General features: G+C 73.3%; 15 protein-coding genes. 4 read left to right on the top strand and 11 right to left on the bottom strand.

Annotated features, from left to right (window positions below; all coding sequences use genetic code 11):
- Positions 1-39: 39 nt before the first annotated feature.
- The 8 genes from ACH4PY_RS15180 to ACH4PY_RS15215 all read right to left on the bottom strand — a co-directional run bounded on the left by ACH4PY_RS15180 (position 40) and on the right by ACH4PY_RS15215 (position 11,655).
- Entirely contained in the window at positions 40-2,049 is a 2,010-nt protein-coding gene (locus ACH4PY_RS15180; protein ID WP_398181346.1) for an IucA/IucC family protein, read from the bottom strand.
- Positions 2,046-2,627, bottom strand: a complete 582-nt coding sequence (locus ACH4PY_RS15185; RefSeq protein WP_398181349.1) for a GNAT family N-acetyltransferase — start codon at positions 2,625-2,627, stop codon at positions 2,046-2,048. Before ACH4PY_RS15185 ends, ACH4PY_RS15180 begins: the two co-directional genes overlap by 4 nt.
- Entirely contained in the window at positions 2,624-3,925 is a 1,302-nt protein-coding gene (locus tag ACH4PY_RS15190) for a lysine N(6)-hydroxylase/L-ornithine N(5)-oxygenase family protein (RefSeq protein WP_398181352.1), read from the bottom strand. Before ACH4PY_RS15190 ends, ACH4PY_RS15185 begins: the two co-directional genes overlap by 4 nt.
- Positions 3,909-5,384 (bottom strand): pyridoxal phosphate-dependent decarboxylase family protein, encoded by a 1,476-nt coding sequence (locus tag ACH4PY_RS15195; protein ID WP_398181355.1) that lies wholly within the window; start codon positions 5,382-5,384, stop codon positions 3,909-3,911. The genes ACH4PY_RS15190 and ACH4PY_RS15195 overlap by 17 nt, the downstream gene beginning before the upstream one ends.
- Before the next feature lie 220 nt (positions 5,385-5,604).
- The gene (locus tag ACH4PY_RS15200) at positions 5,605-6,765 is read right to left on the bottom strand and encodes an acyl-CoA dehydrogenase family protein (protein WP_398182122.1); all 1,161 of its coding nucleotides are present in this window, start codon (positions 6,763-6,765) and stop codon (positions 5,605-5,607) included.
- Positions 6,766-6,773: 8 nt separating this feature from the next.
- Positions 6,774-7,751: a hydroxymethylglutaryl-CoA lyase gene (locus ACH4PY_RS15205; protein WP_398182125.1), complete on the bottom strand. Its 978-nt coding sequence runs from the start codon at positions 7,749-7,751 to the stop codon at positions 6,774-6,776.
- A gap of 74 nt (positions 7,752-7,825) precedes the next feature.
- Positions 7,826-10,018 (bottom strand): acetyl/propionyl/methylcrotonyl-CoA carboxylase subunit alpha, encoded by a 2,193-nt coding sequence (locus tag ACH4PY_RS15210; RefSeq protein WP_398181358.1) that lies wholly within the window; start codon positions 10,016-10,018, stop codon positions 7,826-7,828.
- A gap of 8 nt (positions 10,019-10,026) precedes the next feature.
- Complete coding sequence (locus tag ACH4PY_RS15215) at positions 10,027-11,655, bottom strand: carboxyl transferase domain-containing protein (protein WP_398181361.1); 1,629 nt, start codon at positions 11,653-11,655, stop codon at positions 10,027-10,029.
- A 98-nt stretch (positions 11,656-11,753) separates the two neighbouring features.
- On the opposite strand from ACH4PY_RS15215, the gene ACH4PY_RS15220 reads away from it, so the two are divergent.
- From ACH4PY_RS15220 to tesB, 3 genes are all read left to right on the top strand, one after another.
- Positions 11,754-12,365 (top strand): TetR/AcrR family transcriptional regulator, encoded by a 612-nt coding sequence (locus tag ACH4PY_RS15220; RefSeq protein WP_398181364.1) that lies wholly within the window; start codon positions 11,754-11,756, stop codon positions 12,363-12,365.
- A gap of 100 nt (positions 12,366-12,465) precedes the next feature.
- Complete coding sequence (locus ACH4PY_RS15225) at positions 12,466-13,623, top strand: acyl-CoA dehydrogenase family protein (RefSeq protein WP_398181367.1); 1,158 nt, start codon at positions 12,466-12,468, stop codon at positions 13,621-13,623.
- A 5-nt stretch (positions 13,624-13,628) separates the two neighbouring features.
- The gene (tesB, locus tag ACH4PY_RS15230) at positions 13,629-14,504 is read left to right on the top strand and encodes an acyl-CoA thioesterase II (protein WP_398182128.1); all 876 of its coding nucleotides are present in this window, start codon (positions 13,629-13,631) and stop codon (positions 14,502-14,504) included.
- Between the two features lie 28 nt (positions 14,505-14,532).
- Here tesB and ACH4PY_RS15235 read toward each other — a convergent pair whose 3' ends face one another.
- From ACH4PY_RS15235 to ACH4PY_RS15245, 3 genes are all read right to left on the bottom strand, one after another.
- On the bottom strand, positions 14,533-15,723 hold the full coding sequence (locus ACH4PY_RS15235; protein ID WP_398181370.1) for a sensor histidine kinase: 1,191 nt from the start codon (positions 15,721-15,723) through the stop codon (positions 14,533-14,535).
- Positions 15,720-16,418 (bottom strand): response regulator, encoded by a 699-nt coding sequence (locus ACH4PY_RS15240; RefSeq protein WP_398181373.1) that lies wholly within the window; start codon positions 16,416-16,418, stop codon positions 15,720-15,722. The genes ACH4PY_RS15235 and ACH4PY_RS15240 overlap by 4 nt, the downstream gene beginning before the upstream one ends.
- 96 nt (positions 16,419-16,514) lie before the next feature.
- Positions 16,515-17,318 carry a phosphatase gene (locus ACH4PY_RS15245; protein WP_398181376.1) on the bottom strand — a complete coding sequence of 268 codons (804 nt, stop codon included), beginning with the start codon at positions 17,316-17,318 and terminating at the stop codon, positions 16,515-16,517.
- Between the two features lie 171 nt (positions 17,319-17,489).
- Here ACH4PY_RS15245 and speB point away from each other — a divergent pair, with 171 nt between their 5' ends.
- Positions 17,490-18,458: an agmatinase gene (gene speB / locus ACH4PY_RS15250; RefSeq protein ID WP_398181379.1), complete on the top strand. Its 969-nt coding sequence runs from the start codon at positions 17,490-17,492 to the stop codon at positions 18,456-18,458.
- Positions 18,459-18,544 lie beyond the last annotated feature (86 nt).

Below are 18,544 nucleotides of genomic sequence, written 5' to 3' on the forward strand. Positions count from 1 at the left end.
AAAGGGGTGACAGTCGGCGGAGGAACGCCATATTTCGTGTCAAATGGTTTCGCGGTCGGCCTCGGGGGAAGGGCGGGGCCGGTACGGGGCCAGGGGGTTCGCGAGGGTGCCGGCGAACCGGAGCGCGGCCGACGGGTCGGCCAGGTCCACCATCCGCCGGTTGTTCCTGAGCTGGAGCCGGTTGAGGCAGGACAGCGCGAAGCGGTCGGCGAAGAGGTCGTGCCGCGCGAAGCGGCCGGCCAGGTGCGGGTGGGCCCGCTGGTAGTCCGTGACGCAGGCGGCGACCGTGCGCCAGAAGGCGGTCTCGTCCAGCACGCCCCGGGTGTGCAGGATCGCGCTCAGGAAGCGCAGGAAGCAGTCGAAGACATCGGTGAAGACCGCGAGGACCAGCTCCTCGTCGGGCACGTTGGCCGCGCGTATGCGCTCGGCGGCCGGGGGCAGCGGGAGATCACGGTCCATGACCATGATCTCCTCGGCTATGTCCTTGAAGACGACGCGCTCGACGGTGCCGCCGTCCGCCCCCAGGACGAGGATGACGTTCTCGCCGTGCGGCATGTAGGCCAGGCCGTAGGCGTAGAGGCTGTGCAGGACCGGGACGAGGTAGGCGTCGAGGTAGCCGCGCAGCCAGCGCGCCGGGGGCAGGCCGGAGCGCTCGACGAGGGCGGCGGCGAAGGAGTCGGTGCGGTGGGGGCGGGTGCCGTCGCCGGTGCCGTCGTGGGTGCCGTCGTCGGGGTGCTCGCCGGTCGGCTGCTCGCCGGTCGGGTGCTCGTCGGTGTGCAGCAGGGCCGCCATCGTCGCCGGGGTCTCGCCCGGTGCGAGCCCCGGCACCGGGCTCTCCCGCCACAGCGCGGCCAGCATCATCCGGTACGGCGACCCGTACGCGGTCGCGGCCTCGTAGCCGCGGTGGTGGTACCCCACGGCGGCACGCTCGCGGATGATCGAGAAGCGCGCCGCCCGCAGCGTCGGGTCGGCGGCGATCAGACCCGCGAGCCAGTCGTTGATCGCCGGGGTGCCCGTCATGTACGTGGCGGACAGGCCGCGCATGAAGCCCATGTTGAGGACGGACAGCGCCGTCTTCACGTAGTGCCGCCCGGGGTGGGCGGCGTTGAAGAACGTACGGACGGACTGCTGCGCCAGGTAGTCGTCGTCGCCGGGTCCGAGCGGCACCAGCCGCCCGGCGGCTATCTCGCCCGCGAAGCTCACCGAGAGCTTGTGCTCCCACTGCCACGGATGCGCTGGGAGCAGGACGTACGCGGCCGGGTCCAGGCCCCGCGCGGTGAGCGTGCCGCGTAGCCGCGCGTACTGCGCGGCGCCCAGCTCGGCGGCCATGAAGTCCTGCTCGGCGACGCCCTCGCCCGCGCTGAAGTCCGCGTGGTCGCGGTGGGCGGCGAGCCAGAAGAGCCGTACGGGCGCGGCAGCCTCGGGCGTGTAGCGGCGGTGGTCGGCGGAACCGAAGCCGAGCCGTCCGCTGTTCGCGACGAAGCAGGGGTGGCCCTCGGTCATCGCCGCCTCGACGGCCTGGAAGCCCGCGGCGGGCAGCTCGGCGGCCGTGTGGGCGCGGGGCTCACGCGGACGCGCCCGGAAGGCGGCCGCCGAGAGCGTGGCGGTGATCTCCTCCAGGTAGACGGGGAGGATGTCGTCGCTCAGGCCCAGGGCGCCGCGCAGGCCGGTGAAGAAGGCGAGGGCGTCGGGCTCGGCCGGTTCGCCGGAGGGCGGGGTGTGCCGGGTCAGGGAGGCGGGGTCGACCTGCCAGTGGTCGAGGGTGAGGCGGCGGGCGGTGAAGCGGTGGGCGGTGCCGCCGTCGTCGTCGGTGACCTCGTAGCGGGCGGGCCCGCCGGGCGTGGCGGGGGCGGGGCCCCGGCGTACGGGCTCCAGCAGGCGCTCGTGGGCGAACTCGCCGAGGGCCTTGGCCAGCAGCCGCCGGGTGGCCCGCCGCCACGCGCCGGCCGTGAGGTGGTCCACGGCGGCGGGGGCGTACGGGGGGTTCCCCGGGTCCGTCGAGGGGTGCGTCGGCGCATTCGTCGGCGGGTTCGTCGGGTGGGCGGTCATCGGGTCGCCGCCTCGAAGCGCTCGCGCGTGCAGACGCTGAGCAGCGCGTCCTTCTCCGGTTTGGCGACCGTGCCGACGACCTCGAAGCCGACGGCCGCGTTGAGCCGGTGCACGGCGGTGTTGCGCACGTCCGGTTCGACGACCACCCGGCGGGTCGCCGGGTCCGCGAACAGCTCGGCCATCACCGCCTCGAGCACCGCGCGGGTGAAGCCGTGCACGGGGGTGTCGGCGGGCGCGACCAGGAAGTGCATGCCGACGTCGCCTGGCTCGGCCGGGTAGAGCCCGGCGAGCTCGACCCGTGCGGGGTCGTACCGCTCCATGACGCACACCGGCTCGCCGCCGTACAGCCCGAGGAAGGCGTCCTCGTACGGCGCCGCGGCCATCTCGGCGTACGCCCGCTCGACGTCCTCCAGGTCGGCGTCGCCCATGAGCCAGAAGGACGCCTTGGGGTGTGCGACCCAGCGGTGCAGCAGCGTGGCGTCGGTGGCGGGATCGACGAGGCGGAAGGTGAAACCGGCCGGGTCGGGGGCGCCGGGTCCGGGCCCGGCGGCGGGGGCGGTGTGCTGGGGGGCGGTCATGCGGTGAACTCCTGGAAGGCGATGGCGGTCTCCACCCGGTAGTGCTCGCGGCCGAGCAGCTGCCGGATGATCCGTGAGTTGCGGTAGGCGGCCATGCCGAGGTCGGGGGAGGCGAAGCCGTGGGTGTGCAGCTCGGCGTTCTGCACGAAGATGCCGCTGCCGGTGACGTCGACGGCGTAGTCGCGGGTGACGGCGAAGCGGCCCTGCTCGTCGCGGCGGATGCGGTCGCGGACGGGCGCCAGGAAGCCGGGTGTGCGGTAGCGGTAACCGGTGGCGAGCACCAGCCCCTCGGTCGTGAGGGTGTGGTCGATGCCCTGCTCGTCCTGGCGCAGGCCCAGCGTGTACGCGCCGGGCGCGTCCGGCGTGTCGTAGGCGGCGTGCACGAGGGAGGTGTTGGTGAGCAGCCGGGTGGGGACCTTGCCGCGCCGGCTCTTGACGTACAGCAGGTCGAAGACGGCGTTGATCAGCTCGGAGTTGATGCCCTTGTAGAGGCTCTTCTGCGCGGCGTTGAGACGGTCGCGGGTGGCCGCGGGCAGGGCGTGGAAGTAGTCCACGTACTCCGGTGAGGTCATCTCCAGGGTGAGCTTGGTGTATTCGAGCGGGAAGAAGCGGGGGGAGCGGGTCACCCAGGTGAGGTGGTAGCCGTAGATCTCGATGTCCTGGAGCAGGTCGTGGTAGATCTCCGCGGCGCTCTGGCCGCTGCCCACGACGGTGACGCTGCTCTTGCGGCGCAGCTGCTCACGGGCCGGGAGGTAGCCGGAGGTGTGCACGGCGTCGCCGCCCAAACCCTCGCACGCGGGCGGGAGGTAGGGGGGTGTGCCGGTGCCGAGCACGAGGCGGGGGGCGCGGAAGATTTCGCCGGTGTCCGCCGTGACCGTGTAGAGGCCGTCGGCCTCGTCGTACGTGACCTCGGTGGCCGTCCGGCCGAAGCGGATGCCGGGGATGCGGGCGGCAGCCCAGCGGCAGTAGTCGTTGAACTCCTCGCGCAGCGGATAGAAGCTCTCGCGGATGTAGAAGGCGTAGAGGCGGCCGGATTCCTTGAGGTAGTTGAGGAAGCTGAAGGGGGAGGTCGGGTCGGCAAGGGTGACCAGGTCGGAGAGGAAGGGCGTCTGGAGGGTGCTGCCCTCCAGGAACATCCCGGAGTGCCAGTCGAAGTCGGGCTTGCTCTCCAGGAAGACGCCGTCGAGGCCCTCGACGGGCTCGGCGAGGCAGGCCAGGCCCAGGTTGAAGGGGCCGAGCCCGATCGCGACGAAGTCGGCGGTGGTCTCGCGGCGGGCGGCGTCAGGACGCGTGGACAAGGGACTCTCCTGCCTGGCGGGCGGCGCTCTCGGCCGCGTGTCCGGCCAGCAGGTCCAGGACCTCGGCGATGTCGGCGGGCGTGGTCAGCGGGTTGAGCAGGGTGAACTTGAGGTAGTGGCGGCCCGCGACCGTCGTCCCGGCCACCACGGCCGCGCCGGAGGCGGAGATGGCCTTGCGGGCGTGCAGGTTGGCGCGGTCCACGACGGCGGGATCGGTGCCGGCGCCGCCGCGCGGCGCGGGCGGCAGCCAGCGGAAGACCAGAGTGGAGAGGGTGGGCCGGGCGGCCACCTCGAACCGGGGGTCGGCGTCCAGCAGCTCCCAGCCGCGCCGCGCCAGGTCCAGGACGTCGTCGAAGAGCGCGCCGATGCCGTCCGCGCCCATCACCCGCAGGGTCATCCACAGCTTGAGCGCGTCGAAGCGGCGGGTGGTCTGGAGTGACTTGTCCACCTGGTTGGGGATCCGCTCGGCGGCGGCGCGGCGCGGGTTGAGGTAGTCGGCGTGGTGGGTGGCGTGCCGCAGCGCGGCCCGGTCGCGGACCAGCAGGGCACTGGAACTGACCGGCTGGAAGAAGGACTTGTGGTAGTCGACCGTGACCGAGTCGGCGTGCTCGATGCCGTCGAGCAGCCGGCGGTGCCGGTGCGAGACCAGCAGCCCGCAGCCGTAGGCGGCGTCGACGTGCAGCCAGCTGCCGTACCGGGCCGCCAGGTCCGCCAGTTCGGGGAGCGGGTCGATGGAGCCGAAGTCGGTGGTGCCGGCGGTGCCGACGATCGCCATCGCGGTACGGCCGGAGCGACGGCAGCGGTCCAGCTCCGCTTCCAGCGCCGGGACCGAGAGGCGTTTGGCGTCGTCCGCGGGCACCGCGACCACGGCGTCGGCGGCCAGGCCGAGCAGCCGGGCGGCCTTCTGGACGCTGAAGTGCGCGCACTCCGAGGCCAGCACGCGCAGCCGGTCGGGCGCGGCGCCGCGGGCCAGCGCCTCCTCGCGGGCCAGCAGCAGCGCCTGGAGGTTGGACTGGGTGCCGCCGCTGGTGAAGACGCCGTCGGCCGCCGGGCCGAGGCCGAGCCGCCCCGCCGTCCAGTCGACGAGGCGGCGCTCGATCAGGGTGGCACCGGCGCTCTGGTCCCAGGTGTCGAGGGAGGAGTTGACCGCGCTGAGCACCGCTTCGGCCGCCACCGCCGGGATGACGACGGGGCAGTTCAGATGGGCCAGATAGCGGGGATGGTGGAAGTAGACGGCGTCCCGGAGGTAGACCGACTCCAGCTCCTCCAGCGCGGCCGCGGTGTCGCCGAGCGGCCGGTCCAGGTCGATCGCGTCGATGCGCGGCGCGAGCGCATCGGGGCGGACGCCGGTGAACGGCCGGTCGGCGGCGGTCAGGGCCGCCGCCACCCGCTCGACTCCCTGGAGCACGGACGTGCGGTAGTGCTCCGTGGTGGTGCCGTTGAGCAGGTGTGCGCGCATGAAGAGGCCTCCTGATGGATCACGACTAAGGTAAGCCTAACCTAAGTCATGATCCATCGGCTCCCCGGCGCGCGTTTCGGCTGCACCCGCGTCCCGGCTTGGCCGGATCGGGCCGGACCCGGCCGGATCCGGGACTCGTCCCGGCCCGGTCCCGTGGTGCGTAACGGCCCGGTCCCGTCGCGGGTCGGCGGTGTCTCGGGTGCGGTTCGGCCGCCGCGGCTCAGCCGGTCACCCCCAACTCCCGGGCGATCAGCATCCGCTGCACCTCGCTCGTGCCCTCCCCGATCTCCAGGATCTTGGAGTCCCGCCACATCCGCGCCACCGGATAGTCGTTCATGAAGCCGTAGCCGCCGTGGATCTGGGTGGCCTCGCGGGCATTGGTCACGGCCACCTCGGAGGAGTAGAGCTTGGCGAGCGCGGCCTCCTTCTTGAACGGCTCCCCGTGCACCAGCCGGGACGCCGCGTCCCGCCAGGCCAGCCGCGCGGTGTGCGCGCGCATCTCCATGTCGGCGAGCTTGAACTGGATGGCCTGGTTGGCCCCGATCGGCCGGCCGAAGGCCTCCCGCGTCCGCGCGTACTCCACCGACTCGTCCACGCAGCCCTGCGCCAGCCCGGTGGCCAGCGCGGAGATCGCGATCCGCCCCTCGTCGAGGATGCGCAGAAACTGCGCGTAGCCGCGGCCCTGTTCACCGAGCAGATTCGCCGCCGGCACCCGGCAGTCGGAGAAGGACAGCTCCCGCGTGTCCGACGCGTTCCAGCCGACCTTGCTGTACTTCTTCGACACCGTGAAGCCCGGCGTCCCGGACGGCACGATGATCGACGAGATGAGCGGCCGCCCGTCGTCCGTCCGCCCCGTCACCGCGGTCACGGTCACCAGCCCGGTGATGTCCGTACCGGAGTTGGTGATGAAGCTCTTCGTGCCGTTGACGACCCACTGGTCGGTGCTCTCGTCGAGCCGGGCGGTGGTGCGCGTGCCGCCTGCGTCCGAGCCGCAGTCCGGCTCCGTCAGCCCGAAGGCCCCGAGCATCTCGCCCGAGCACAGCTTCGGCAGCCACTCCTGCTTCTGCTCCTCGGTGCCGAACCGGAAGACCGGCATCGCCCCCAGCGACACCCCGGCCTCCAGCGTGATCGCGACCGAGGAGTCCACCCGGGCGATCTCCTCCAGCGCCAGGCACAGGGCGAAGTAGTCCCCGCCCATCCCGCCGTACTCCTCCGGGAAGGGCAGCCCGAACAGGCCCATCCGCCCCATCTCCCGCACGATCTCGTACGGGAACTCCTCCTTCTCGTAGAAGTCGCCGATCGTAGGGGCGATCACCTCGCGGGCGAACTCCGCGACGGTGACGCGCAGCTCCTCGTACTCGTCGGACAGCCGGTGGTCGATGGTCATGGCTACTGCTCCCGGTGGGTGAGGGCGCGGACGGTACGGGACGGGCTGGGCCGCCCCAACTGCTCCGCCATCCAGACGCTTGTGGCGCTGAGGCGGCCGAGGTCGACCCCGGTGTCGATGCCGAGCCCGTGCAGCATCCACACCAGGTCCTCCGTGGCGAGATTGCCGGTGGCGCTCCTGGCGTACGGGCAGCCGCCGAGCCCGCCGGCCGAGGCGTCCACCACGGTCACGCCCCGCTGGAGGGCGGCCAGCGTGTTCGCCAGCGCCTGCCCGTAGGTGTCGTGGAAGTGCACGGCCAGCCGCTCCACGGGAATCGGCCCGCCGGACTGCCCGGGTCCGCCCGGGGCGCCGGCTCCTCCGCTTCCCGTCAACTCGTCCAGCAGCGCCGCCACCTGTCCGGGCGTGGCCACCCCGATGGTGTCGCCGAGACTCAGTTCCGTGCAGCCCATCGCGTACAGCCGCCGGGCCACCGCGGCGACCTGCGCCGACGGCACGGGGCCCTCCCACGGATCGCCGAAGCACATCGACAGATAGCCGCGCACCGCCAGCCCCTCCCGCCGGGCCCGCGCCACCACCGGCTCGAACATCGCCAGCGACTCCGCCACCGTGCGGTTCAGATTCGCCCGCGCGAAGGACTCCGTGGCGCTGCCGAAGACCGCGATCTCCCGCACCCCGAGGTCGAGCGCCCGCTCCAGGCCCCGCTCGTTGGGCACCAGCACCGGCAGCCGCACCGCGGGATCCCGCCCGGCCAGATCGGTGAGCAGCGGCATCAGCTCGGCTGCGTCGGCCAGTTGGGGCACCCAGCTGGGCCGCACGAAGCTCGTCGCCTCGACCGTCCCCAGCCCCGCGTCCGCCAGCCGGTGCACGAACTCCGCCTTCACCGCGGTCGGCACCACCGCCTTCTCGTTCTGCAGCCCGTCCCGCGCGCCCACCTCGTGAATCCGCACGCTCCGAGGCAGCCCGTCGGCCCGCACCGGCATCGGCAGCCCCAGCTCCAGCACCCCGGGATCCACCGCTGCGCTGCCACCGGGCTCCACGACCGCGTCCGCCGCCGTCACGACGCACCCCCGGCCACCGCGTCCGGCCCGGCGCCCGTACCCGTAACGGCGTCCGGGCCCGGTCCGGCGCCCGCACCCGCGCCCGCGCCCGCATCCGCACCGGCGTCCGGAGCCGCGTGCGTGCCCGTGTCCGTGCTGCCGGGCTCCTTTTCCGCCGGGGTCACCACGGCCAGCACCTGGTCCATCGCCACCGCCGCGCCCACGGTGACGTCGATCTCCGTCACCGTGCCGTCGTGCGGCGCGGTGATCACGTGCTCCATCTTCATCGCCTCCACCACCAGCAGGCTCTGACCCGCCACCACCTCGTCGCCCTTGGCGGCCTTCAGCACCGTGACCGTCCCCGGCATCGGGGCCGTCAGTGCTCCGCCGCCCGCGCCCAGCGCGGCGCCCCGCAGGGCCTCGGCCACCGGGTCGTATGTCCGCACCCGCCAGCCGTCGCCCTCTCTGCCGAGCCATTCGCCCGCGTGGGAGAAGGCCAGGATCCGGTCCGCGAGCTCCAGCCGCACCCGTGCGCCCTCGACCGTGATCCGGGCCGGCACGGCGGGCCCGTCGCCGATCCGCACCTCGCCCGGCCGTACCCGTACCTCCACCGGATCCCGGCCCGGGACCCGCAGGTGGTGCACCGTCCAGGCGGGCGCGGCGCCGAGCCGCCAGCCGCTGGGCACGGAGAAGGGGTCCGTCCAGCCCTCCGCGCCGGGCCGCGGTGCCAGGGCCTGGTGGCGCAGCAGCGCCGCCGCCACGTACACCTCCGGCGGCACCTCGGACGGCACCAGCCCGGCCGCCTCCCGGTCGATCAGCCCCGTGTCCAGATCTCCCGCCACCACCGCCGGATGGCCGAGCAGCCGCCGCAGGAATCCGGTGTTGGTGTCGAGGCCCAGCACCTCCGTCTCCGCCAGCGCCGCCCGCAGCCGCCGCAGCGCAGTCTCCCGGTCGGGGCCGTGTGCGATGACCTTGGCCAGCATCGGGTCGTACGCCGTGCCGATCTCCGTGCCTTCGGCGAGGCCCGAGTCGACGCGGACCCCGGGCCGTCCCACCGGCTCGCGCAGCGCCAGCACCCTTCCCGCCGAGGGCAGGAAGTCGACCCGCCCGTCCGCCGGACGTGCCGTCTCCGCGCACAGCCGCGCCTCCACCGCGTGCCCGGTGAGCGTGACGTCCTCCTGTGCGAAGTCCAGCCGTTCGCCCGCGGCCACCCGCAGCTGCCAGGCCACCAGGTCAAGCCCCGTGACCAGCTCCGTGACGGGGTGCTCGACCTGGAGCCGGGTGTTCATCTCCATGAAGTAGTACGCCGACGGATCGGCGCCCGGCACGATGAACTCCACCGTGCCCGCGCCCGTGTACCCGCAGGACCGGGCCGCCTGCACCGCGGCCTCGCCCATCGCCGCCCGGGTCGCCGCGTCCAGCAGCACCGAGGGCGCCTCTTCGACGACCTTCTGGTGGCGCCGCTGGAGGGAGCACTCCCGCTCGCCCAGATGCACCACCCCGCCGTGCCCGTCGGCCAGCACCTGGATCTCGATGTGCCGCGGCCGGTCGATCCAGCGCTCCACCAGCAGGGTGTCGTCACCGAACGACCCCAGCGCCTCCCGCCGGGCCGCGGCGATCTCGTCGGCCAGCAGCGCGGTGTCCCGCACCAGCCGCATGCCCTTGCCACCGCCGCCTGCCGACGGCTTCAGCAGCACCGGCATGCCGATCTCCCGCGCGGCCTCGGCCAGCTGGCCGTCGGTCAGCCCGCTGCCATGGCTTCCGGGCACCACCGGCACTCCGGCGGCCCGTACCGTCTCCTTCGCCCGGATCTTGTCGCCCATCAGCTCGACCGCATCCGCGGGCGGTCCCACGAAGACCAGCCCCGCGTCGGCGCACGCCCGGGCGAAGGCGGCGTTCTCCGCGAGGAAGCCGTAGCCGGGGTGGACGGCCTCGGCGCCGGCGGCCAGCGCCGCCCGCACCAGGTCCGAGGCGGACAGATAGCTCTCCACCCGCACCGCGGTGTCGGCCTCCCGGACGTGCCGTGCCCCGGCGTCCGCCGCGGTGAAGGCGGCGGCAGACCGCATCCCCAGCTCCCGCAGCGTGCGGATGATCCGTACCGCGATCTCGCCCCGGTTGGCGACCAGGACGGTGCCGAAGGCAACGGCCGCCGCGGCTCGTTCGTCGCGCTCGTCCCGGCCCTGGGGGGTGGTGGTGTCGACTGTGCTCATCTTCGGCCTCACATCCGGAAGACGCCGTAGCCGGGCGCGGCGGGGTCGGCGGCGGGCAGCGGGGCGTTCGCGCACGCGGTGAGGGCCAGCCCCAGCACCGTGCGGGTCTCCAGCGGGTCGATCACTCCGTCGTCCCAGAGCCTGGCGGTGGCGTAATAGGCGTTGCCCTGCGTCTCGTACTGCTCGCGGACGGGCTTCTTGAAGGCCTCCTCGTCCTCCTCGCTCCACTTCTCGCCGGCCGCGGCGAGCTGGTCGCGCTTGACCGTCGCGAGCACCGAGGCCGCCTGCTCGCCGCCCATCACGGAGATCTTGGCGTTGGGCCACATCCACAGGAAGCGCGGGCTGTACGCCCGGCCGCACATCGAGTAGTTGCCCGCTCCGTAGGATCCGCCGATGACGACGGTGAGCTTGGGGACCCGCGCGCAGGCCACGGCCGTGACCATCTTGGCGCCGTGCTTGGCGATGCCGCCCGCCTCGTACTGGCGGCCGACCATGAAGCCCGAGATGTTCTGCAGGAAGAGCAGCGGCATACCGCGCTGGTCGCACAGCTGGATGAAGTGGGCGCCCTTGAGGGCCGATTCGCCGAAGAGGATGCCGTTGTTCGCGACGATCCCCACCGGGTGGCCCTCCAGGTGGGCGAAGCCGGTGACCAGGGTCGTGCCGTACTCCGCCTTGAACTCGGCGAACCGGCTGCCGTCGACCAGCCGGGCGATGACCTCGCGCACGTCGTAGGGGGTCCGGGAGTCGACCGGCACCACTCCGTAGAGACCGGCGGGATCCACGGCCGGTGCCTCGGCGGGCCGCAGTGTCCAGGGCGCGGCGCCGCGCGCGGGCAGGGTGGCGACGATGTCCCGCACGATGCTCAGCGCGTGCGCGTCGTCCTCGGCGAGGTGGTCGGTGACCCCGGAGACGCGCGAGTGCACCTCGCCGCCGCCCAGCTCCTCGGCCGTCACGACCTCGCCCGTCGCGGCCTTCACCAGCGGCGGTCCGCCCAGGAAGATCGTGCCCTGCCCCCGGACGATCACCGCCTCGTCGCTCATCGCGGGGACGTAGGCGCCGCCCGCGGTGCACGATCCGAGCACGGCCGCGATCTGCGGGATCCCACGGGCGGACATGGTGGCCTGGTTGTAGAAGATCCGGCCGAAGTGGTCCCGGTCGGGGAAGACCTCGTCCTGCCGGGGGAGGAAGGCGCCGCCGGAATCGACCAGGTAGACGCACGGCAGCCGGTTGTCGAGGGCGACCTCTTGGGCGCGCAGGTGCTTCTTGACCGTCATGGGGTAGTACGTGCCGCCCTTGACCGTCGCGTCGTTGGCGACCACCACGACCTCGCGCCCGGACACCCGGCCGATTCCCGCGATCACCCCGGCGGCCGGTGCCTGGCCGTCGTACATCCCCTCCGCGGCCAGCGGTGCCAGTTCGAGGAAGGGGGAGCCGGGGTCGAGCACCCCGTCCACCCGGTCCCTGGGCAGGAGCTTCCCCCGCGCGGTATGTCGGGATCTGGCCCGCTCCCCGCCGCCCAGGCGCGCGGCCGCGAGCGTGTCGCGCAGGTGCGCGGAGAGCGCGGTGTGCGCGGCCGTGTTGCTGCGAAATGCCTCGGACGCCGGATCCGCGGCGGTGGTGAGGACGGGTGCTGCCATGGTTCTGCCCCCCGGCGGTGCGAGTGAGGGTGTTAGCGGTCGTTAACTTGATTACCCCACGTTAACGCTCGCTAACCGGATTGTCTAGACTCGACCCCATGAACTCGACGAATTCGGCGCTCAGCCGGCGCGACCAGATCCTCAGGGAGGCCGCACGGCTCTTCGCCGAGCGCGGCTTCCACGGCGTGGGCGTGGACGAGATAGGCGCGGCGGTCGGTATCAGCGGTCCCGGGCTCTACCGGCACTTCGCGGGCAAGGACGCGATGCTCGCCGAGCTGCTCGTGGGGATCAGCGGCCGGCTGCTGACCGCCGGGCGGCGCCGGGTCGCCGAGGCGGACGGTCCGGAGGAGGCGCTGAACGCGCTGATCCGCGGCCACATCGACTTCGCGATCGACGACCGGCCGCTCATCACCCTGCACGACCGCGAGTTGGACCGGCTGCGCGAGTCCGACCGCAAGCTCGTCCGCCAGCTCCAGCGCCAGTACGTGGAGGTGTGGGTGGGCGTGGTCGGCGCCGTCCATCCGGACGCCACGGAGCGTGAGGTGCGGGCCGCCGTGCACGCCGTCTTCGGCCTGCTGAACTCGACGCCCCGCCTCGGCGCCCAGGCCGTGCTCGCCAGCCGCGCCGGGATGTCCGAACTGCTGCGCAAGCTGGCCCTGGGTGCCCTGTCCGCCCTGGACAGCGCCCAGGACTGGCGGGTAACTTACTGAGCGCTTGCTTATTCCGTCGGCCGTGCCCGCGCGCGGCGGCGGGGGACGGCGGGCCGGTCAGTCAGTTCAGTCGTCACCACTCGCCGACGGGAGGCGCGCTGTGCGTCGTACGGTGTTCAACGAGGACCACGAAGCATTCCGCGAGACCATACGCGCGTTCATCGAGGCCGAGGTCGTCCCGGTCCACGACGAGTGGCTGGCCGCCGGTCAGGTGCCGCGCGACTTCTACCGCAAGCTCGGCGAGCTGGGCGTCTTCGGTATCGAGGTGCCCGAGGAGTTCGGCGGCGCGGGCGAGGAGAGCTTCAAGTTCCAGGCCGTCATCACCGAGGAGTGCGCCCGCGCCGGGGTCAGCTTCGGCGGCAGCAGCGTGCACACCGGCCTGTGCCTGCCGTACGTGATGGCGTACGCCACCGAGGAGCAGAAGAAGCGCTGGCTGCCGGGCTTCGCGAGCGGCGACACCATGTTCGCCATCGCGATGACCGAACCGGGCACCGGCTCGGACCTGGCCGGCATGAAGACCACCGCCAAGCTCTCCGCCGACGGCAGCCACTACGTGCTCAACGGCGCCAAGACCTTCATCACCGGCGGTGTCCACGCCGACCGCGTCATCGTCTGCGCGCGCACCGCGCCCGCGACGAAGGAGGACCGCCGGGCGGGCATCTCGCTCTTCGTCGTCGACACCACGTCCGACGGCTACACGGTGGGCCGCAAGCTGGACAAGCTCGGCCTGAAGACGTCCGACACCGCGGAGCTGTCCTTCACCGACGTCCGGATCCCGCTGGAGGACCTGCTCGGCGAGGAGGGCAAGGGCTTCTCCTACCTCGGCCAGAACCTGCCCCAGGAGCGGCTGGCCATCGCCGTCGGCGCCTACGCGCAGGCCGCCGCCGCGATCGGCTTCACCAAGGCGTACGTCCAGGACCGCACGGTCTTCGGCCAGTCCGTCGCGTCGTTCCAGAACACCAAGTTCGAGCTGGCCGCCTGCAAGGCCGAGGTGGACGCCGCCCAGGCCGTCGTCGACCGCGCCCTCGACGCCCACGACGTGCGCGAGCTGACCGCCGCCGACGCCGCCTCCGCGAAGCTGTTCTGCACCGAGGTCGCCGCTCGGGTGATCGACCGCTGCCTGCAGCTCCACGGCGGGTACGGTTACATGAACGAGTACCCGATCGCGCGCCTGTACGCCGACAACCGCGTCAACCGCATCTACGGCGGCACCAGCGAGGTCATGAAGTCGATCATCGCCAAGTCGATGGGTCTGTGAGCGAACTGAACGAGCCCCTGCACGCACTGCTCGCCCTGCTCGATCTGGAACCGATCGAGCAGGACATCTTCCGCGGTGTCAGCCGCCCGGCGGTCGTGCCGCGGGTCTTCGGCGGCCAGGTCGCCGCGCAGGCCCTGGTCGCCGCCGGGCGCACGGTCCCCGCGGACCGCGGGGCGCACTCCCTGCACGCGTACTTCCTGCGGCCCGGCGACCCCGGCGCGCCGATCGTCTACCAGGTCGACCGGATCCGCGACGGCCGCTCCTTCACCACCCGGCGGGTCGTCGCGATCCAGCACGGCCAGCCGATCTTCCACCTGTCGGCCTCCTTCCAGGCCGCGGAGGAGGGCCTGGAGCACCAGGAGCCGATGCCGCGGGCACCCGATCCGGAAACGCTCCCGGACGCAGCGGAGCTGCTGCCCGCCCACGCCGACAAGTTCCCCGACCCCGGCGTCATCGACCGGCTGCTGGAAGCCCGCGCGGCCGTCGACCTGCGCTACGTCGAGGACCCGCCGTTCCTGACCGCGGGCACCGCCCGTGAGCCGCGCTCCCAGGTCTGGTTCCGCACCCGCGGCAAGCTCGCCGACGACCCGCTGCTGCACGTGTGTCTGGCCACCTATGTGTCGGACATGACGCTGCTGGACTCCGTACTGCTCGCGCACGGCCGCGGCGGATGGGCGGTCGGCGACGTCGTCGGCGCGAGCCTGGACCACGCCATGTGGTTCCACCGGCCCTTCCGCGCCGACGAGTGGCTGCTCTACGACCAGCAGAGCCCTTCCGCCTCCGGCGGCCGCGGCCTGGCCTCGGCGCGTATCTGGACGCAGGACGGACGGCTCGCCGTCTCGGTCATCCAGGAAGGCCTCGTCCGCATCCCCCGGGCCTGACGCCGCGAGGTGTGTCGACCCGCGCCGCTCACGCGGCCCGGCCGTCCGGGAGGAGCGGCAGCCTGGCTCGCACCAGGAAGCCCCCCGGGGGCGCGGGACGCGCCTCGAAGTCCCCGCCGAGCTGGACGGCGCGCTCGCGCAGCCCGGCCAGGCCGTGGCCACCGGACGGGAGCGCGGTCGGCGGCGGCTCGGTGCCCGGCCCGTTGCGCACCTCCACCAGCAGGTCCGCGCCGCTGCGCCGGACCCGCACACACGTCCGGGCGCCCGGCGCGTGCTTGCGCACATTGGTCAGCGCCTCCTGCACGATGCGGTAGGCGGCCTGCTGCACCTCGGCCGGCGGCTCGTCCTCCGCCCCTTCGCCGGCCGCGTCCAGCTCCCCGTGCGTCTGCGGTCCGGCCGCCGCGACAAGCGCCGGGATGCCGGCCAGGCCTGGGCCCGCGGCCAGTTCCTGCGCCGTCGCGGCGGGCAGCCGGAGCAGTCCGACCATCCGGCGCAGCTCGTCCAGCGCGTCCCGGCTCAGCTCGCGCACCGCTCCCGCCGCTGCCCGCGCCTGCGGCCCCTTCGCCGTCGCCTCCAGCGCCCCGGACTGCACGGCGATCAGGCTGATGTGGTGGGCGACGGTGTCGTGCATCTCGCGGGCCAGCCGCGCCCGCTCGCGTACCACCGCCTGCTCCGCCGCCAGCGCGTGCTCGCGTTCCCTGCTGGCCGCCAGCTCCGCCAGCCGCCCGCTCAGCTCGCGGCGGGACGAGGCCAGCAGACCCAGCGCGGTCGGTGCGACGGCCAGCAGCGCGGACAGCATGACGGCGAGGATCGTGTCCGACAGCGACCAGGTGACCGGGTCGCGGAAAGGCCACGGCACCAGGTTCACCACGGCGGCGAGCAGCGCGCAGCCACCGATCAGCAGCGCCCGGCCGGACAGCCACCCGTACATTGCCGGGCGGCGCGTACGGCGCGGCAATGTGCCGCGTTCCCGCGCCGCCCCGCCCGCCGAGACCTCGTAGAGGGTGCCCATCGGCGAGAACCAGATGTAGCCGAGCGCGAGGGCGGGCAGGGTCGCCGCGTAGGCCGTCAGGGGGAATCGGTGGCGCAGGGGCAGCACCGCTGTGCCGAGGCAGGCGAAGACCAGCGAGACGGGCCCGCCGAAGGAGCGTGTGGCCCATACCTCGGTCGCCGAAAGGGCCAGCAGCGCGGTGTCGGGGGCCGCGGCGCGGAGTCTCACCCGCGCTCCGGGTGCCGGGCCAGCCCCGCTCGGTGCGCGATGACCGCGGCGGCCACCCGGTTGGGGGCACCGAGCTTGCGCAGCACCGCGCGGACATGGTCCTTCACCGTGCCCACGGAGATGTGCAGCTCCGCCGCGATCCGCGCGTTCGGCTCGCCCGCGGCCAGCAGCGCCAGCACGTCCCGCTCCCGCCCGGTGAGCCCGCCCGGCACGGCCTCCCGAGCCTCCCGCACGCCGCCCGTCCCGTCCTCCCGCGCCGGTACGGGCCCCGGGCCCTGGGCCGGGGCGCCGAGGAAACCGTCGACCACGGCCCGGCCCACGGTCGGGGTGAAGACCGTCCCCCCGGAGGCGAGGATGCGCACGGCGTCGATCAGGGTGCCGACCGCGGTGTCCTTGAGCAGGAAGCCGGCAGCCCCTGCCGCCATGGCGGCCCGCAGGTGCGCGCTGGTGTCGAAGGCGGTCAGCATGGCCACCGCGGGCGGCTCCGGCAGGGCCCGCAGCGCGCGCAGGACGCTCAGGCCGTCGTCCGGCGCGGGCATCACCGCGTCGAGCAGCACCAGGTCGGGCCGGGACGCGGTGACCGCGGCCAGCGCCCGGTGTCCGTCACAGTCGGCGACCACGCGGATGTCGCCGGAGGATTCGAGGATGCTCCGCAGGGCGGCCCTGACCAGCGCTTCGTCGTCGACGATCGCCACCTTGACCACGCTGCTGCCTGCCTTCCTCGACCTCCTTCACTGATCGTAACGAGGGAACGGGGGTGCGTCAGGTCCACCAGGGGCGGGGGCGGGACCTCAGCCGGGCTGCGGAAGCCCGGCCTGCGCCAGCAGGTACGCCGTCATCGGCGCGTACAGATGCGGTGGCACGTTGTCGTCCAGCGGCACCGTCACCAGCACCTTTCCCTCCGCCTCGCCGACGAAGAGCGCCGGGTCGTTGCTGTCGGCGAAGCCGACCGTGTCGATGCCGCGGGAGCCCGCGCACCCGGCCCAGCCGTGGTCGGCGACCACCAGATCGGGGGGCGCCTCGCCCTGGCGCTCCAGCCCGTTCAGGACCTCCCGCATCGGGTCCGGCGAGTGGGTGTGCACCAGGCCGCCGGCCCGGTGCAGCATGGCGACCGACCCGACGTGCCGGATCTCGCCCCCGTCGGCGTAGAGCCGGTCCGCGGGCAGCACCAGGGTGCAGCCCGCCGCCCGCAGCGCCAGGCCCAGCGTGTGGTGCACCTCGTACAGCCCCGCGGGGTGGCCGGTGGCCAGCAGCACCCGGGAGCGGTTCTCCGCCGCCTTGTGCAGCGCGACCGCCATCCGGTCCAGACCGTCGACCGTCAGCTCCGGGTCGATCGTGTCCTGCCCGACGATGTGCCCGGCGTCGGCCACCACGCCGCAGCGCTCGGCCATCAGCCCGAGGACGTCGGCCCGGTCGGTCCAGCGGTCCCCGAGGTCCAGGCCGAACCAGTAGTAGCGGTTGCCCTCCGCCAGCTCGCGGTAGTGGTCGAGGTTGTTCTCCCGGCTCGTGGCGACGTCCCCGGCTATCCGGGCGTGTATCAGATGGGAGACGAGGGCGCGGCGGGTGGGCGCGGCGGCGCCGGGATGCTTGGGCATGGGGACATTGTCCCGCCCCGCGGCGCGCACGTGCGAGGTCCTGTGGATCGACGCCGAGGCGTAATAGACCGCCTGGTTGTGCGGGAACGTACAAGTCGGGGACTTCCCGCGGCGACGTACGGTCGCCGGGACCCGCACCGCGTGCCTCCCGCACGCAGAAAGGCAGTCAGCATGAGCAGCGCACAGCCGCGCGGCCCCGTCGACTCCTCGCGCACCCCGCGCTTCGCAGGCCCGGCCACCTTCGCCCGGCTGCCCCGGCTGGACGAGGTGGGCAGCACCGACATCGCCGTCGTGGGCGTCCCGTTCGACAGCGGGGTGTCCTACCGGCCCGGAGCCCGCTTCGGCGGCAACGCGATCCGTGAGGCGTCGCGCCTCCTGCGCCCCTACAACCCGGCGCAGGACGCGTCGCCCTTCGCGCTCGCCCAGGTGGCCGACGCCGGTGACATCCCCGTCAACCCGTTCGACATCGCCGAGGCGGTGGAGGGGGTGCAGGCGGGTGCCGACGAACTGCTGGACACCGGGGCCCGGCTGATGACGCTCGGCGGCGACCACACCATCGCGCTGCCGCTGCTGCGGGCCGTCGCCCGCCGGCACGGCCCCGTCGCGCTGCTGCACTTCGACGCGCACCTGGACACCTGGGACACCTACTTCGGCGCCCCGTACACCCATGGGACGCCCTTCCGCCGCGCGGTCGAGGAAGGCCTGCTCGACACCTCCGCGCTCAGCCACGTCGGCACCCGCGGCCCGTTGTACGGGCGCCGCGACCTGGACGACGACGAGCGGATGGGCTTCGGCATCGTCACCTCGGCCGACGTCATGCGGCGCGGCGTCGACGAGGTGGCGCAGCAGCTCAGGGAGCGGATCGGCGACCGCCCGCTGTACATCTCGGTCGACATCGACGTCCTGGACCCCGCCCACGCGCCCGGCACCGGCACCCCGGAGGCGGGCGGGATGACCTCGCGCGAGCTGCTGGAGATCCTGCGCGGGCTCGCGGACTGCACGCTGGTCTCCGCGGACGTCGTCGAGGTCGCCCCGGCCTACGACCACGCCGAGATCACCTCGGTCGCCGCCTCCCACACGGCCTACGAGCTCACGACGATCATGGCCCGGCAGATCGCCGCGGGCCGGGACGCCTCCTAAGGGGCCGCGCCGCAGCCGGTCCGCGCGTCCGGAATCACTCGAAGGGATTACGACCAAGGTCGCACTCTTGTGCGACCTTGGTCGTT

Origin of the sequence: Streptomyces sp. NPDC021224 (assembly GCF_044332905.1) — a bacterium.
Lineage (GTDB): Bacteria > Actinomycetota > Actinomycetes > Streptomycetales > Streptomycetaceae > Actinacidiphila.

Bases quoted from the DNA above. Each gene is read 5' to 3' on its own strand.
- ACH4PY_RS15180 (WP_398181346.1), bottom strand. From the start codon at position 2,049: ATGACCGCCCACCCGACGAACCCGCCGACGAATGCGCCGACGCACCCC.
- ACH4PY_RS15185 (WP_398181349.1), bottom strand. From the start codon at position 2,627: ATGACCGCCCCCCAGCACACCGCCCCCGCCGCCGGGCCCGGACCCGGC.
- ACH4PY_RS15195 (WP_398181355.1), bottom strand. From the start codon at position 5,384: ATGCGCGCACACCTGCTCAACGGCACCACCACGGAGCACTACCGCACG.
- ACH4PY_RS15205 (WP_398182125.1), bottom strand. From the start codon at position 7,751: ATGCCGGTGCGGGCCGACGGGCTGCCTCGGAGCGTGCGGATTCACGAG.
- ACH4PY_RS15210 (WP_398181358.1), bottom strand. From the start codon at position 10,018: ATGAGCACAGTCGACACCACCACCCCCCAGGGCCGGGACGAGCGCGAC.
- ACH4PY_RS15215 (WP_398181361.1), bottom strand. From the start codon at position 11,655: ATGGCAGCACCCGTCCTCACCACCGCCGCGGATCCGGCGTCCGAGGCA.
- ACH4PY_RS15220 (WP_398181364.1), top strand. From the start codon at position 11,754: ATGAACTCGACGAATTCGGCGCTCAGCCGGCGCGACCAGATCCTCAGG.
- ACH4PY_RS15245 (WP_398181376.1), bottom strand. From the start codon at position 17,318: ATGCCCAAGCATCCCGGCGCCGCCGCGCCCACCCGCCGCGCCCTCGTC.
- speB (WP_398181379.1), top strand. From the start codon at position 17,490: ATGAGCAGCGCACAGCCGCGCGGCCCCGTCGACTCCTCGCGCACCCCG.